The sequence below is a fragment of the Pseudomonas sp. PA15(2017) genome (assembly GCF_001945395.1).
In the GTDB taxonomy this organism is placed as follows: domain Bacteria; phylum Pseudomonadota; class Gammaproteobacteria; order Pseudomonadales; family Pseudomonadaceae; genus Aquipseudomonas.
Window position 1 is genome coordinate 337615 of sequence record NZ_MSXV01000050.1, and the last position, 14124, is coordinate 351738.

The 14124-nt window shown below is 63.5% G+C and carries 13 protein-coding genes and 1 pseudogene; 7 read left to right on the top strand and 7 right to left on the bottom strand.

What is annotated here, in order from left to right; genetic code table 11:
* Nucleotides 1-80 precede the first annotated feature (80 nt).
* Entirely contained in the window at nt 81-2060 is a 1980-nt protein-coding gene (dnaG, locus tag BVH03_RS17010) for a DNA primase (protein WP_075962261.1), read from the top strand.
* 67 nt (nt 2061-2127) lie between these two features.
* The gene (gene rpoD, locus BVH03_RS17015) at nt 2128-3975 is read left to right on the top strand and encodes an RNA polymerase sigma factor RpoD (protein ID WP_075962262.1); all 1848 of its coding nucleotides are present in this window, start codon (nt 2128-2130) and stop codon (nt 3973-3975) included.
* Nucleotides 3976-4199: 224 nt separating this feature from the next.
* Here rpoD and yjiA read toward each other — a convergent pair whose 3' ends face one another.
* The 3 genes from yjiA to BVH03_RS17030 all read right to left on the bottom strand — a co-directional run bounded on the left by yjiA (nt 4200) and on the right by BVH03_RS17030 (nt 7523).
* The gene (gene yjiA / locus BVH03_RS17020; protein ID WP_075962263.1) at nt 4200-5165 is read right to left on the bottom strand and encodes a GTPase; all 966 of its coding nucleotides are present in this window, start codon (nt 5163-5165) and stop codon (nt 4200-4202) included.
* Nucleotides 5166-5248: 83 nt separating this feature from the next.
* Nucleotides 5249-5452, bottom strand: coding sequence for a YbdD/YjiX family protein (locus BVH03_RS17025; RefSeq protein ID WP_013793040.1), 204 nt, complete (start codon nt 5450-5452; stop codon nt 5249-5251).
* Nucleotides 5442-7523, bottom strand: a complete 2082-nt coding sequence (locus BVH03_RS17030) for a carbon starvation CstA family protein (RefSeq protein WP_075962264.1) — start codon at nt 7521-7523, stop codon at nt 5442-5444. The genes BVH03_RS17025 and BVH03_RS17030 overlap by 11 nt, the downstream gene beginning before the upstream one ends.
* 242 nt (nt 7524-7765) lie before the next feature.
* Between BVH03_RS17030 and BVH03_RS17035 the strand changes: the two genes are divergently transcribed.
* From BVH03_RS17035 to BVH03_RS17045, 3 genes are all read left to right on the top strand, one after another.
* Entirely contained in the window at nt 7766-9139 is a 1374-nt protein-coding gene (locus BVH03_RS17035; RefSeq protein WP_075962265.1) for a cache domain-containing protein, read from the top strand.
* The gene (locus BVH03_RS17040; protein ID WP_075962266.1) at nt 9136-9762 is read left to right on the top strand and encodes a response regulator transcription factor; all 627 of its coding nucleotides are present in this window, start codon (nt 9136-9138) and stop codon (nt 9760-9762) included. The genes BVH03_RS17035 and BVH03_RS17040 overlap by 4 nt, the downstream gene beginning before the upstream one ends.
* Before the next feature lie 78 nt (nt 9763-9840).
* On the top strand, nt 9841-10209 hold the full coding sequence (locus BVH03_RS17045; protein ID WP_075962267.1) for a PilZ domain-containing protein: 369 nt from the start codon (nt 9841-9843) through the stop codon (nt 10207-10209).
* 101 nt (nt 10210-10310) lie between these two features.
* Here BVH03_RS17045 and BVH03_RS26405 read toward each other — a convergent pair whose 3' ends face one another.
* Complete coding sequence (locus tag BVH03_RS26405) at nt 10311-10481, bottom strand: hypothetical protein (protein ID WP_168175634.1); 171 nt, start codon at nt 10479-10481, stop codon at nt 10311-10313.
* Nucleotides 10482-10588: 107 nt separating this feature from the next.
* Nucleotides 10589-11956 (bottom strand): DNA repair protein RadA, encoded by a 1368-nt coding sequence (gene radA / locus BVH03_RS17050; protein ID WP_075962268.1) that lies wholly within the window; start codon nt 11954-11956, stop codon nt 10589-10591.
* Nucleotides 11957-12092: 136 nt separating this feature from the next.
* On the opposite strand from radA, the pseudogene BVH03_RS17055 reads away from it, so the two are divergent.
* A pseudogene (locus BVH03_RS17055) lies at nt 12093-12572 on the top strand (GNAT family N-acetyltransferase).
* Nucleotides 12573-12704: 132 nt separating this feature from the next.
* Here BVH03_RS17055 and BVH03_RS17060 read toward each other — a convergent pair.
* Nucleotides 12705-12941, bottom strand: a complete 237-nt coding sequence (locus BVH03_RS17060) for a YdcH family protein (protein WP_075932254.1) — start codon at nt 12939-12941, stop codon at nt 12705-12707.
* A gap of 78 nt (nt 12942-13019) precedes the next feature.
* Entirely contained in the window at nt 13020-13274 is a 255-nt protein-coding gene (locus BVH03_RS17065) for a DUF465 domain-containing protein (RefSeq protein ID WP_075962269.1), read from the bottom strand.
* 286 nt (nt 13275-13560) lie between these two features.
* Here BVH03_RS17065 and mscL point away from each other — a divergent pair, with 286 nt between their 5' ends.
* The gene (mscL, locus tag BVH03_RS17070; protein ID WP_075932256.1) at nt 13561-13974 is read left to right on the top strand and encodes a large-conductance mechanosensitive channel protein MscL; all 414 of its coding nucleotides are present in this window, start codon (nt 13561-13563) and stop codon (nt 13972-13974) included.
* The last annotated feature ends 150 nt before the right edge of the window (nt 13975-14124 follow it).

The following is a 14124-nucleotide window of genomic DNA, read 5'->3' on the forward strand; positions in this document are numbered from 1 at the left end:
ACTCCGCATCGCCTACTGGCGAAATGGCGGAGTTTTTGCGTTTGTGCCGTTACATCTTCTGGACCCCCCCCTGAGCGCCTATGGCCGGCCTGATCCCGCAATCCTTCATCGATGACCTGCTCAACCGCACCGACATCGTCGACGTGGTGGGTTCGCGCATCCAACTGAAGAAGACCGGCAAGAACTACAGCGCCTGCTGCCCGTTCCACAAGGAAAAGACGCCCTCGTTCACCGTCAGCCCGGACAAGCAGTTCTACTACTGCTTCGGCTGCGGCGCTGGCGGCAACGCACTGGGCTTCGTGATGGATCACGACCAGACGGAATTTCCCCAGGCCGTCGAGGAACTGGCCAAGCGCGCCGGTATGGAAGTGCCGCGCGAGGACAGCGGCCGCGGCGGCAAACCTCGCCAGGCCACCGACTCGCCGCTTTACGCGCTGCTCAAGTCGGCTGCCGACTATTACCGTCAGGCCCTGAAAAGCCATCCGCAGCGCCGTGCCGCGGTCGAGTACCTGAAAGGTCGCGGCCTGTCCGGGGAGATCGCCCGGGATTTCGGCCTCGGCTTCGCCCCGCCGGGCTGGGACAACCTGCTCAAGCACCTGGCCGGCGACAGCCTGCAGCACAAGGCGATGATCGATGCCGGCCTGCTGGTCGAGAACCCGGACAGCGGCAAGCGCTACGACCGCTTTCGCGACCGGGTGATCTTCCCCATCCACGACAGCCGCGGCCGGGTGATCGCTTTTGGTGGCCGCGTGCTGGGCGACGACAAGCCCAAGTACCTGAACTCGCCCGAGACCCCGGTGTTCCACAAGGGCCAGGAGCTATACGGCCTGTACGAGGCGCGCAAGCACAACCGCAACCTCGACGAGATCATGGTGGTCGAGGGCTATATGGATGTCATCGCCCTGGCCCAACAAGGCCTGCGCAACGCGGTGGCGACCCTGGGCACCGCCACCAGTGAAGAACACCTCAAGCGGATCTTCCGCCTGGTACCCAGCGTGCTGTTCTGTTTCGACGGCGACCAGGCCGGGCGCAATGCGGCCTGGCGCGCCCTGGAAGCCGCCCTGCCCAACCTGCAGGACGGTCGGCGCGCACGCTTTCTGTTCCTGCCCGACGGCGAAGACCCGGACACCCTGGTGCGCAGCGAAGGCACCGATGCCTTCCAGGCGCGCATTCACCAGCACGCCCAGCCGCTGGCCGACTACTTCTTCCAGCAACTGAGCGAAGAGGCCGACCCCCGTTCGCTGGAAGGCAAGGCGCATCTGGTCACTCTGGCTGCGCCACTGATCGACAAAATCCCCGGCAACACGCTACGCGCCCTGATGCGCCAGCGCCTGACCCAGATCACCGGCCTGGACGCCAGCGCCATGGGCCAGGCACAGGCGGCGCCTACGCGACAATCGAGCGCGCCCGCCCAGCCAAGCCACGACCATCACGCACCGACCTTCGAAGCCATCCCGGACAGCGCCTATTACGACGCACCACCAGGCTATGAAGAACATGCCGCACCCGCCCAGGCGTTCGAGCGCCCGGCGCGCAAGCCCGGCAAGGGTGAGTGGAAGAAAGACGGTGGCAAGTGGAAGAAGGGCCGCGACGATTACCACCCACCGCGCACCGCGGTGAGCGTCGAATCGCCCCACCTGAGCGCCCTGCGTAGCCTGCTGCATCATCCGGAGCTGGCGCAGAAAGTCGAGGATGTCAGCAATTTCGCCGCCGAAGACGACACCTACGCCCAATTATTGGTGGCCCTGGTGGGCACTTTGCAGAAGCAACCGAAGCTGCGATCGCTGCAGCTGATCGCCCGCTGGCACGGTACCGAACAGGGCCGCCTGCTCAAGGTTCTGGCAGAAAAAGAATGGCTGATCGATCACGACAACCTTGAACGGCAGTTTTTCGACACCATAACTACACTGGCCCGTAGTCAGTCGCTAAGGCGACGCGAAACCGCTCTGCGCAGCATCATGCAAAAAAGCCCGAGCGAACTCACCGACGAGGAAAAGGCTCTGTTACGTGAGCATTACAGCAGCCTGAACTCGCCCAGCAAGACCCCAACTGGCGCCTGAGCGCCGAGCTGAGGTATAATCCTCGGCTTGTTTTCAGCCCGCCAAGACCTTAAGTGGATAGGGTGTTATGTCCGGAAAAGCGCAACAGCAATCTCGTTTGAAAGAATTGATCAGCCGTGGTCGTGAGCAGGGTTACCTGACTTATGCGGAGGTCAATGACCACCTGCCCGAGGATATTTCAGATCCGGAACAGGTGGAAGACATCATCCGCATGATCAACGACATGGGGATCAACGTATTCGAGAGTGCTCCGGATGCGGACGCCCTGTTGTTGGCCGAAGCCGACACCGACGAAGCCGCCGCCGAAGAAGCAGCTGCTGCTCTCGCGGCCGTTGAGACCGATATCGGCCGCACCACCGACCCGGTGCGCATGTACATGCGTGAAATGGGTACCGTGGAACTGCTGACCCGCGAAGGCGAGATCGAAATCGCCAAGCGTATCGAAGAAGGCATCCGTGAAGTCATGGGCGCCGTCGCTCACTTCCCGGGCACCGTCGACAGCATCCTCGCCGAATACACCCGCGTCACCACCGAGGGTGGCCGTCTGGTCGAAGTCCTCAGTGGTTACATCGACCCGGACGACGGCAGCGTGCCCGCCGAGGCCGCGGCACCGGTTCCTGCCTCTTCGGACGACAAGGCCGAAGACAAGGACGATGACGAGGAAGATGGCGACAGCGACGATGAGGAAGAAGAAGGCGATGGCGGCCCGGATCCGGAAGAGGCCTTGCGCCGCTTCACCGCGGTAGCCGATCAGCTGGAAGTCGCCAAGAAAGCCCTGAAGAAGCACGGTCGCGACAGCAAGCAGGCCATCGAAGCGCTGCGCCTGCTGGCCGAGCTGTTCATGCCGATCAAGCTGGTGCCTAAACAGTACGACGCGCTGGTAGTGCGTGTACGTGACGCCCTGGACCGCCTGCGCGGCCAGGAACGCGCCATCATGCAACTGTGCGTCCGTGACGCCCGCATGCCGCGTGCCGACTTCCTGCGCCTGTTCCCCGGCAACGAAGTGGACCTGGACTGGGCTGCCAGCCTGGCCAAGGGCAAAGCCAAGTACGCCGAAGCCATTGGCAATCTGCAAGCCGACATCCAGCGCTGCCAACAGAAGCTGATCGCCCTGCAGGATGAAAGTGACCTGACCCTGGCCGAGATCAAGGACATCAACCGTCGCATGTCGATCGGTGAGGCCAAGGCTCGTCGCGCCAAGAAGGAAATGGTCGAGGCCAACCTGCGCCTGGTCATCTCCATCGCCAAGAAGTACACCAATCGCGGCCTGCAGTTCCTCGACCTGATCCAGGAAGGCAACATCGGCCTGATGAAGGCGGTGGACAAGTTCGAATACCGCCGCGGCTACAAGTTCTCGACCTATGCCACCTGGTGGATTCGCCAGGCGATCACCCGCTCGATCGCCGACCAGGCACGCACCATCCGGATTCCGGTGCACATGATCGAGACGATCAACAAGCTCAACCGCATCTCTCGCCAGATGCTCCAGGAAATGGGCCGCGAGCCCACCCCGGAAGAGCTGGGCGAGCGCATGGAAATGCCCGAGGACAAGATCCGCAAGGTGCTGAAGATCGCCAAAGAGCCGATCTCCATGGAAACCCCGATCGGCGACGACGAGGACTCGCACCTGGGCGACTTCATCGAGGACAGCACCATGCAGTCCCCGATCGACGTGGCCACCGTGGAGAGCCTCAAGGAAGCCACTCGCGAAGTGCTGGCCGGCCTCACTGCCCGTGAAGCCAAGGTTTTGCGCATGCGTTTCGGTATCGACATGAACACTGACCACACCCTCGAGGAAGTGGGCAAACAGTTCGACGTCACCCGCGAGCGTATCCGCCAGATCGAAGCCAAGGCGCTGCGCAAACTGCGCCATCCGACCCGTAGCGAACACCTGCGCTCGTTCCTCGACGAGTAAGGTTTCCCGGGAATGAAAAATGCCGGTCACTGACCGGCATTTTTTCGCCTGTGTTTCGGGGCTCATGGAGCGGTTTTGCGCTCCACCGCATTGGTGGATGAAAAGCGCGCCATCCCCCTGCTGGGAAGAAAACAGGTTGCAGGGTGGACCGGGCGCGAAGCTTACCACCTGAACACGGCGACGCAGCCAGCGGCAAGCCACCGGGCAATCCTCGCAAAGGTAGCTCAGCCCGCCAGCTCGGCAAAGCCCTGACGAATCGCCTCCTCGGGCAGGTTGTCGCCGATAAAGACGATCACGCTCTCACGCTTCTCGTCGCCGCCCCACTCGCTGTCCCAGTCGAAACCATAGAGCCGCAACACGCCCTGAAAGACCATGCGCCGGTCTTCACCGGCAATGCTCAGCACGCCCTTGTAGCGCAGCAGGGAATTGCCATGTTCTTCCAGCAGGCTCTCCATGAAACCGCTGAGCCGGTCGAGATCCAACGGCTTGTCGCTGCTCAGCACCAGGGTGGCGATGCGGTCGCTGCTCTTGCCCGGCAGTACCGGTCGCAGGCTCGGCGCCACGTCCGCATTGAGGTTGAAGCCGCGCACATCCAGCAGCTCGCTCAAGTCGATGCGGCCGTGCTCGACCACACGGATCGGCGCCCGGCGGTTGATACGTTGCAGGCGCGCGGTAAGCGCTTCACGGGCAGCGTCATCAACCAGATCGGTCTTGCTCAGCAGAATGCGGTCGGCGAAACCGACCTGGGCCTGGGCGATGGTTTCCTGTAGGTGGCGCTCGGCATTGGCCGCGTCCACCAGGGTGATAATGCCGTCGAGCACGTAGCGCTCGCAAAGCTCCTCGGTGGCGAAGAAGGTCTGGGCGACGGGCGCAGGGTCGGCCAGGCCGGTGCACTCGATCACCAGGCGGTCGAAATCCAGCTCGCCGCTGTCGCGCTTTTCCAGCAGCACGAACAGCGCCTTCTCCAGCTCGACATGGATGGAGCAGCACACGCAGCCGTTGGCCAGGGTCATCACCTGCACCGGCTCGCTGCCGAGCAGTTGACTGTCGATGGGTGTTTCGCTGTATTCGTTTTCGATCACCGCGATCTTCAGGCCGTGTTCGGCCTTGAGGATATGCCGCAGCAGGGTGGTCTTGCCGGCACCGAGAAAGCCGCTGAGCACGGTGACCGGAATGGGGGAAAAGGACATGAATGCATTCCTCTGAAAGACACACGCCACGACGAGGCGTGGCGTGTGGTGCTTGAAGCGGGCCCGAGGCCCGCACGGTGTTGTCAGCAGCAGCGGATCGGCCGCCCCTTGCCACCACCATAGCGTGCTTCCTGACGCTCGCGGAAGAAGGCTTCGTAGCTCATCACGGGCTGATCGGGATGCTTCTTGGCCATGTGCTCGACGTAGGTGTCGTAGTCGGGCATGCCCACCAGCATCCGCGCCGCCTGACCGAGGTACTTGCCCATCCGGCTGAGATCATTGAACACGGGCAACCTCCGGCGCGTCTGCAGGCAGCGCTTCATACGTAGCTTCACGGTCGGTACGCAGTTCCTTGCGCCAGGCGGCGCGGCCGACCTTGATGGCGTAGAACAGCACGCTCAGCACCACGAACAGGAACAGCACGGTGAGCGTGGCGTTGGTGTAGGCGTTGAAGATCACGTGCTGCATCTGGCCGATGTCCTTGGCCGGGGCGATCACCTGGCCGGCGTCCAGCGCGGTCTGGTACTTCTTGGCCAGGGCCAGGAAGCCAACGGCTGGATTCGGGTCGAGCAGCTTGATCAGGCCGGCGGTGGTGGTGCAGATCAGCAGCCAGGTGGCCGGAACCAGCGTCACCCACACGTAGCGCTCGCGCTTCATCTTGATCAGCACCACGGTGCCGAGCATCAGGGCGATACCGGCCAGCATCTGGTTGGAGATGCCGAACAGCGGCCAGAGGGTGTTGATGCCGCCCAGCGGATCGATCACCCCCTGGTACAGCAGCCAGCCCCACAGGGCCACGCAGCCAGCGGTAGCGATCACGTTGGCGGTCCAGGACTCGGTTTTCTTCAGGGACGGTACGAAGTTGCCGAGCAGGTCCTGCAGCATGAAGCGGCCGGCACGGGTACCGGCGTCCACCGCGGTGAGGATGAACAACGCCTCGAAGAGAATCGCGAAGTGGTACCAGAACGCCATGGTGTTCTCACCCGGCAGCACGCTGTGCAGGATCTGCGCGATTCCCACGGCGAGCGTCGGTGCACCACCGGCACGGGCCAGAATGGTGTTCTCGCCGATATCACGGGCGACCGCCTCGAGTTGATCGGGCGTGATCATGAAGCCCCAGCTGCTGACCGTGGCGGCTACCGACTGAACATCCGAGCCGACCAGGGCCGCCGGGCTGTTCATGGCGAAGTAGATGCCCGGCTCGATCACCGAGGCCGCGACCATCGCCATGATGGCCACGAAGGACTCCATCAGCATGCCGCCGTAACCGATGTAGCGGGCATGGGTTTCGTTGGCCAGCAGCTTGGGCGTGGTGCCCGAACTGATCAGCGCGTGGAAGCCGGATACCGCACCGCAGGCGATGGTGATGAACAGGAACGGGAACAGGGTGCCCTTCCACACCGGGCCGGTGCCGTCGGTGAACTGGGTCAGCGCCGGCATCTTCAGCTCGGGCATGACCACCAGGATGCCGATGGCCAGGGCGATGATGGTGCCGATCTTGAGGAAGGTCGACAGGTAGTCGCGCGGTGCCAGGATCAGCCACACCGGCAACACTGCGGCGACGAAACCGTAGCCGATCAGCATCCAGGTGATCTGCACGCCGGTGAAGGTGAAGGCCGGGCCCCACACCGGGTCGGCGGCGATCACCCCACCCAGCCAGATCGAGCCGAGCAGCAGGATCACCCCGATCAGGGAAATCTCGCCGATGCGGCCCGGCCGGATGTAGCGCATGTAGATGCCCATGAACATCGCGATGGGAATCGTCGCCATCACGGTGAACATCCCCCATGGGCTTTCCGCCAGCGCCTTGACGACGATCAGCGAGAGCACCGCGAGGATGATGATCATGATCAGGAAGGCACCGAACAGCGCGATGGTACCGGGGATCTGGCCCATTTCCTCGCGCACCAGCTCGCCCAGGGAGCGGCCGTTGCGGCGGGTGGAAATGAACAGCACCATGAAGTCCTGCACGGCACCGGCCAGTACCACGCCGGCGATCAGCCAGAGGGTGCCCGGCAGGTAGCCCATCTGCGCCGCGAGGACCGGGCCGACCAGCGGGCCGGCGCCAGCGATGGCGGCGAAGTGGTGACCGAAGAGAATGTGCTTGTTGGTCGGGACGTAGTCCAGGCCATCGTTGTTGAGCACGGCGGGGGTGGCGCGGGTGGGATCTAGCTGCATCACCTTGGTGGCGATGAACAGACTGTAGTAGCGGTACGCGACGAGGTAGATCGCCACGGCAGCTACGACGATCCACAAGGCATTGATCGATTCGCCGCGATTCAGCGCCACGGTGCCTAGCGCGAAGGCGCCCAGCAACGCGACCGCAAACCAGGCGATATGGCTGGCCATTCTGGTCATTTGGACATCTCCGGTCGCAAGCCTCGGCCTGCGACACTCATTGTTATTGTTGTGCTCTATCGAGCCCCCCAACTATCCATCTAAGTACGCTTTGTAGTAATTCGCAAAACTACCCACGGCCTTCTACGTAGAACTACGCAGAAGCATGCAGATCGTGTCAGCCGGGCGCTGCAGCTTTATGTATGCTCTGCCCGCCTTTCATCCGCCACAGCGTTGCCCGTCCAGTCAACCCGGAGTGCCCCATGCAACTCAAGCACAAGATCGTCGCCCTGAGCCTGCTGCCCATGCTCCTGGCCGTGGCCGTGGTGTGCCTACTGGTTCTGGTCCAGAACCAGCGCCTGGGCAACCAGCAGGCCCAGCTGATCGAGCACAGCATCCTGGGCAGCAAGCAGGCCGAGCTCCAGCACTACGTGGAAATGGCCCTGAGCACCATCGCGCCGCTGTACGACACCGGCCGCGACGACGAGGAAACCAAACGCCAGGTGCTGGCATTACTTGCGCGCATCAACTTCGGCAGCGACGGCTACTTCTTCGTCTACGACCGCACCGGCAAGAGCCTCATGCACCCGCGCCAGGGCGCGCTGGTCGGCATGGACCTGTGGAACATGACCGATCCCCATGGCCTGCTGGTGATCCAGGCGCTGATCCGCAGCGCAACCCAGGGCGACGGCTTCCAGCGCTACGGCTGGCAAAAGCCGTCCACCGGCCAGGTCGCGGAAAAGCTCGCCTACGTGACCATGCTCGACCGCTGGGGCTGGATGCTCGGCACCGGCATCTACCTGGAAGACGTCGACAACGCCATCGCCCAGGTTCGTCACGATGTCGGCAGCGGCATTCGCACCACCATGCTGGCCATCGCCATCGTCGCGCTGATCGCCGTGCTGCTGGTGTCTGCCAGCGGCCTGACCCTCAACGTCAGCGAACACCGCCTGGCCGACCGCAAGCTGCAGCAACTGACCCAGCGCATCATCACCTCCCAGGAAGAGGAGCGCTCGCGCCTGTCCCGTGAGCTGCACGACGGCATCAGCCAGCTGCTGGTGTCGATCAAGTTCAAGTTCGAGTTGGCCGGCCACGAGCTGGAGGCCGGCAAGGCCAGCGCCGCACAAACCTTGCGCCAAGGCATCGAGCGCCTGGCCGGGGCGATTGGCGAGGTGCGGCGCATCTCCCACGACCTGCATCCCTCGCTACTCGACACCCTCGGCCTGGCTTCGGCGATCGGCCAGCTGGCCAGCGAGTTCGAGCAGCGCAGCGGGCTGCGCGTGGCCTACGACAACAGCCTGGGCGATACCCGCCTGAGCGACGACATGAACGTGGCACTGTTTCGCATCCTCCAGGAAGCGCTGACCAACATCGAGCGCCACGCCGGCGCCGGCCAGGTGACCATCCAGCTGACCGGCAACCCGCGACGGGTGAACCTGCGCATCAGCGACGACGGCACCGGGTTCAGCCCACGCCAGGCCGAGCAGAGCGGTGGCATCGGCCTGCGCAACATCCGCGAGCGCGTGGAGCATTTCGGCGGTGACTTCAACATCGCCTCGACGTCCGCCGGCACCGTTCTGAGCGTCGCCCTGTTACTCTCCGCGGACGCGACACAATCCCGGACCGAGCCCGCATGAAGACCATCCGCATCGCCCTCGTCGACGACCATATCCTGGTGCGCGAAGGCATCCGCACCCTGCTGTCGATGGTCGACCACTTCGAGATCGCCGGAGAAGCCGGCAGTGGCAGCGAGGCGCTGGAACTGGTGGCCCGCGAACAGCCGGACATCCTGCTGATGGACATCGGCCTCAAGGACATCAACGGCCTGGAGCTGACCGGCATCATCAAGAAACGCCACCCGGCCACCAAGGTGCTGATCCTCAGCATGTACGACAATCAGGAATACGTGAGCAGCTCGCTGCGCATGGGCGCTTCGGGCTATGTGCTCAAGGAAGCGCCGTCCCAGGACATCATCTCCGCCATCGACGTGCTGGCGGTCGGCGGGCGTTTCTACAGCGGCGACGTGGCCCACAAGCTGGCCCAGGAAGAAACCGAGGAAGGCGAGCTGACCCCGCGCCAACGCCAGGTGCTGCTGATGATGGCCCAGGGCCTGAACAACAAGGCCATGGCCCGCGAGCTGGCGATCAGCGTACGCACCGTGGAAACCTACCGGCTGAACATTCGCCGCAAACTCGATATCGAAAAGCCTGCTGACCTGGTCAAGCACGCCATGGAGTACGGCTGGTCGCCGCAAAACTGACACCCATGCCAGCGCGCATTCGGCGACGCCGCCCCGCGCCTTGGCTATAGTGGAAAAAACCAATAGAGGACAGCTTCCATGAGTGACAACCACGAACGTCGGCGCTTCCAGCGTATCGCCTTCGACGCGTCCGCCGAGATCGTGCAGGGCGAACAGAGCTGGCAAGTGGAGCTGCACGACATCTCGTTTCGCGGCGTGCTGGTGCGCCGCCCCTGGAACTGGGAGGGCGAGACCGGCCAGGATTACCTGCTGCGCATTGCCCTGGACGACAACCTGCAGGTGAGCATGCAGGTCGAGCTGGTACACCGCGAAGAGCGCGTACTCGGCTTTCTCTGCCACCACATCGACCTGGACTCCATGAGCCACCTGCGCCGCCTGGTGGAGCTCAACCTGGGCGACGAGGCCCTGCTCGAACGCGAGCTGGCCGCCCTCTGCGAAGACGACTGAACGACAGAACGGCCGCTGCCGGAAGAGCGGGAGCAGCCGTTACATAGGGGGCGAGCCTGCCGCGAAGTGGTGACTGCGAAACCACCGGCCCGCAGGCTCACTCAGTGGCTGATGAATTCACAGCAAGCCGCGTCGGCCTCGCGGCGCCGGGCACGCCGGGCCTTCACCAGTCTCGGCAACAGATCGAGCAGCGGCTGACGCTTGCGCTCGACGCCCAGGCGGTCGACTGGCGAGAAACTGGCTTTAGCGATGATGTCGTAGAACAGCAGCATGATGGCGACTCCTCTGTGGGTACGCCGTCATCCTGCGACTGCCGCCCTGCCCACCCATTGACGCGGATCAATGGCCGCCAGGCGCAGCCAGCGGCAGAACGCCGCAGCTACTCGAACAGGGCGTCGAGCGCCTGCTCCAGGCGCGTCACGGCAACCACCTGAAGGCCCGGCGGCGCCTCTTTCGGCGCATTGCCCTTGGGCACGATGGCGCGCTTGAAGCCGTGCTTGGCTGCCTCCTTCAAGCGTTCCTGACCGCTGGGCACCGGACGGATTTCGCCGGACAGGCCCACCTCGCCGAACACCAGCAGGTCGTGGGGCAGCGGCCGGTTGCGCAGGCTGGAAATCACCGCGGCCATCAGCGCCAGGTCGGAAGCGGTTTCCAGCACCTTCACGCCGCCGACCACGTTGAGAAACACGTCCTGGTCATAGGTGGGGATGCCACCATGGCGGTGCAGAACGGCGAGCAGCATGGCCAGGCGGTTCTGATCCAGGCCCAGGGTCACGCGGCGCGGGTTGGCCATATGGCTGGTGTCGACCAGTGCCTGCACTTCCACCAGCATCGGCCGGGTGCCTTCCCAGGTGGCCATGACGATGCTGCCTGGCACCTCCTCCTGGGCGCGGGTGAGAAAGATCGCCGAGGGATTGCTGACTTCCTTGAGGCCCTTGTCGGTCATGCCGAACACGCCCAGCTCGTTGATCGCGCCAAAGCGATTCTTCACCGCACGCAACAAACGCAGACGACCATCGGGGTCGCCCTCGAAATACAGCACGGTATCGACCATGTGCTCGAGCACCCGTGGGCCGGCCAGGGCGCCCTCTTTCGTCACGTGGCCGACCAGAAAGATCGCCGTGCCGCTCTGCTTGGCGAAGCGCACCAGCAGCGCCGCACTCTCGCGCACCTGGGCCACGCCGCCGGGTGCGGACTGCAGCTGTTCGGTGAAGATGGTCTGAATCGAGTCGATTACCATCACCTTGGGCTTTTCATGGCGGGCGGTGGCGATGATGCTTTCGATGCAGGTCTCGGTCATCACCTTGAGTTTGTCTTCCGGCAGGCCCAGGCGCCGGGCGCGCATCGCCACCTGCTGCTGGGATTCCTCGCCGGTGACGTACAGGGCCGGAAAACGCTGAGCGACGTTGCACAGGGTCTGCAGCAGGATGGTCGACTTGCCGATACCGGGGTCACCGCCGATCAGCACCACCGAGCCATCCACCAGACCACCGCCGAGCACGCGGTCGAGCTCGGCCGATGCGGTGGAAAAGCGCGCGACTTCCTCGACGCTGACTTCGGCCAGGGTCTTGAGCTGCGCCTGCTGCCCGGCCCAGCCGGTTCGCCCACTGGGGGCCGCAGCGCCGCCGGCTTCGATCATGGTCTCGGTGAGGGTGTTCCAGGCACCGCATTCGCCGCACTGCCCGGCCCACTTGGGAAAGGTCGCGCCGCACTCGGTGCAGCCGTACAAGCGTTTGGCCTTGGCCATGGGGGTCATCCTGCCTGATCGATCGAGGCCGAAACGATACCGAACAACTGGATAAATTTACAGACCTGCGCGCACGGGCTATCCCCGTCGGCCACCCAGGTCGATAATGCGCCGCCCCCCTGCCCCGAGGCCTGCAATGTCCATCGAACTGATCCCCGCCAGTGCCGAGCAGTTGCCGCTGATCCGCAATCTCTATCAGTTCTATGCCTATGAGTCGTCGGCCTGGGAGCAGGAAGACGTCTAGGTCGACGGCCGCTTCTATGTTCACGAGCCACACCTGCAACGCTACTGGCAGGACGCCGGCTGGAGCGCCGGGCTGATTCTGGTCGACGGTTTCATCGCTGGTTTTCTGCTGCTGGAAGTCTGCGAGGATCAGAACGTGGCCGACATGGAGTTCGCCGATCTGTTTCTGCTCAAGAAATACCGGCGCCTGGGCATTGGTCGCGCGTTGCTGCAACAGATGGTCAGCGACCGGCGCCGCTGGCTGCTGTGCTGTTATGCACAGGACGAGCTGGCGAATGCCTTTTGCCGGCAGGTGCTCGATGAACTGCCATTCGCGGTAAGCGAGCTGGATAGGGACGAGTCGGGCCTGCAACGTTTTCTTGTGCAGGCCTGAAGAGCCCTGGGTTACGCCTGCGGCTAACCCAGGCTACAGAAGCCAACTCGTAGCCTGTGGTTGAGCGAAGCGATACCCAGAAGTCTGTCGGTAAAGACTCAGAACAGCGCGGCGCTCGGCATCGACTGAGGCTCAGCGCTCGGTGAGTTCCTGCACGATCTTGTCTTTGAGCAACACCCTCTCGCGGCGCAGGCGGCCCAGGGTTTCATCGTCGAAGGACTGATTGCCAGACTCGAGTTCGACGATGCGTTTGTCCAGATCCTGGTAGCGGCCCACCAGGCCATCGAAACCCGGATGGCTCTTGCGACGCTCGGTCAGGGCGTCGCCGAACTCACGAAATTCTTCACGCAGATTGTGCTCGGCAGTCATGGGGCGCTCCTCTGTGTTGGAGTGATGATGCATTGACCTTAGCCCATCGCCTCCAGCACAGCCGCCCGACGAGCTGCATCAGCCGCCGCAGTTGTTGCCGCAATTACAGCACCGGCCCTCGGCCTTGCGTTGCTGGCACGCCAGGTCCTCGCGCAAACCGGAACGACGCAGCTTCAGGGCCGCCAGGCTCAGCCCTTCGGGTCGCTCCAGACCACTTTCGATACGGGCGATGCGGCGCTCGACATCGTCGTGTTGCTCCACCAGCGCGCTGTGTGCAGGGTTGCTGCGCAGCCGCGAAACAACGTCGGATTGGGCGCAATAGTCGATATGCATGGTCAGACTCCCGATAGATGAACGAGCGCACTCTAGTCGGGTACGGCGCCCTGGCCGTTGATCCTCATCAACGCTGGACGGCGTCCCGCAACCGTCTGTCGCCGGAGCCGAAAGCCTCGATCCAGAGCCTCGCGATGGGGCTGCCTGGGAGATTGGCCGGTAATAAATTCGGACAATGCCGCGACAAGGGGGTCACACACCTTGTGCCAGCCAAGCGGCAGGGCATGGCAGAACGACAGCAGTGCTTTACACTTCAGCGCACCACATCACACCCAGGGGGTTGCACATGAGCATCATCAACGAATTCAAGGCCTTCGCGGTCAAGGGCAACGTCGTCGACATGGCGGTCGGGATCATCATCGGCGCGGCCTTCGGCAAGATCGTCTCGTCCTTCGTCGGCGACGTGATCATGCCGCCCCTGGGCCTGCTGATCGGTGGGGTGGACTTCTCCGACCTGGCCATCACGCTCAAGGCCGCGCAAGGTGATATCCCGGCAGTGGTGCTGGCCTACGGTCGCTTCATCCAGACGGTGATCGACTTCGTGATCGTGGCATTCGCCATCTTCATGGGCGTGAAGGCGATCAACCGCCTCAAGCGTGAAGAAGCCGCGGCGCCTTCGGTACCGCCGGCGCCGAGTACCCAGGAAGTGCTGCTGACGGAAATCCGCGACCTGCTCAAGAGCGGGCAGCACAAGGAATGACCGGCACACGCCGGACATGAAAACGGCGCCCCTACAGACTGTGTGAAAACCTAGCAGTCCGAGGGTGAGTTGAAGACAATGCCTCTATCGGTTGATAGGGGCATTGTCGTTTATGGGTTATATCCAGGGCGAAGGTCGCGGGCAAAGCAG

Bases quoted from the DNA above. Each gene is read 5' to 3' on its own strand.
- mscL (WP_075932256.1), top strand. From the start codon at position 13,561: ATGAGCATCATCAACGAATTCAAGGCCTTCGCGGTCAAGGGCAACGTC.
- BVH03_RS17060 (WP_075932254.1), bottom strand. From the start codon at position 12,941: ATGACTGCCGAGCACAATCTGCGTGAAGAATTTCGTGAGTTCGGCGAC.
- dnaG (WP_075962261.1), top strand. From the start codon at position 81: ATGGCCGGCCTGATCCCGCAATCCTTCATCGATGACCTGCTCAACCGC.
- BVH03_RS17040 (WP_075962266.1), top strand. From the start codon at position 9,136: ATGAAGACCATCCGCATCGCCCTCGTCGACGACCATATCCTGGTGCGC.
- rpoD (WP_075962262.1), top strand. From the start codon at position 2,128: ATGTCCGGAAAAGCGCAACAGCAATCTCGTTTGAAAGAATTGATCAGC.
- BVH03_RS17035 (WP_075962265.1), top strand. From the start codon at position 7,766: ATGCAACTCAAGCACAAGATCGTCGCCCTGAGCCTGCTGCCCATGCTC.
- yjiA (WP_075962263.1), bottom strand. From the start codon at position 5,165: ATGTCCTTTTCCCCCATTCCGGTCACCGTGCTCAGCGGCTTTCTCGGT.
- BVH03_RS17030 (WP_075962264.1), bottom strand. From the start codon at position 7,523: ATGACCAGAATGGCCAGCCATATCGCCTGGTTTGCGGTCGCGTTGCTG.
- BVH03_RS17045 (WP_075962267.1), top strand. From the start codon at position 9,841: ATGAGTGACAACCACGAACGTCGGCGCTTCCAGCGTATCGCCTTCGAC.
- BVH03_RS17065 (WP_075962269.1), bottom strand. From the start codon at position 13,274: ATGCATATCGACTATTGCGCCCAATCCGACGTTGTTTCGCGGCTGCGC.
- radA (WP_075962268.1), bottom strand. From the start codon at position 11,956: ATGGCCAAGGCCAAACGCTTGTACGGCTGCACCGAGTGCGGCGCGACC.
- BVH03_RS26405 (WP_168175634.1), bottom strand. From the start codon at position 10,481: ATGCTGCTGTTCTACGACATCATCGCTAAAGCCAGTTTCTCGCCAGTC.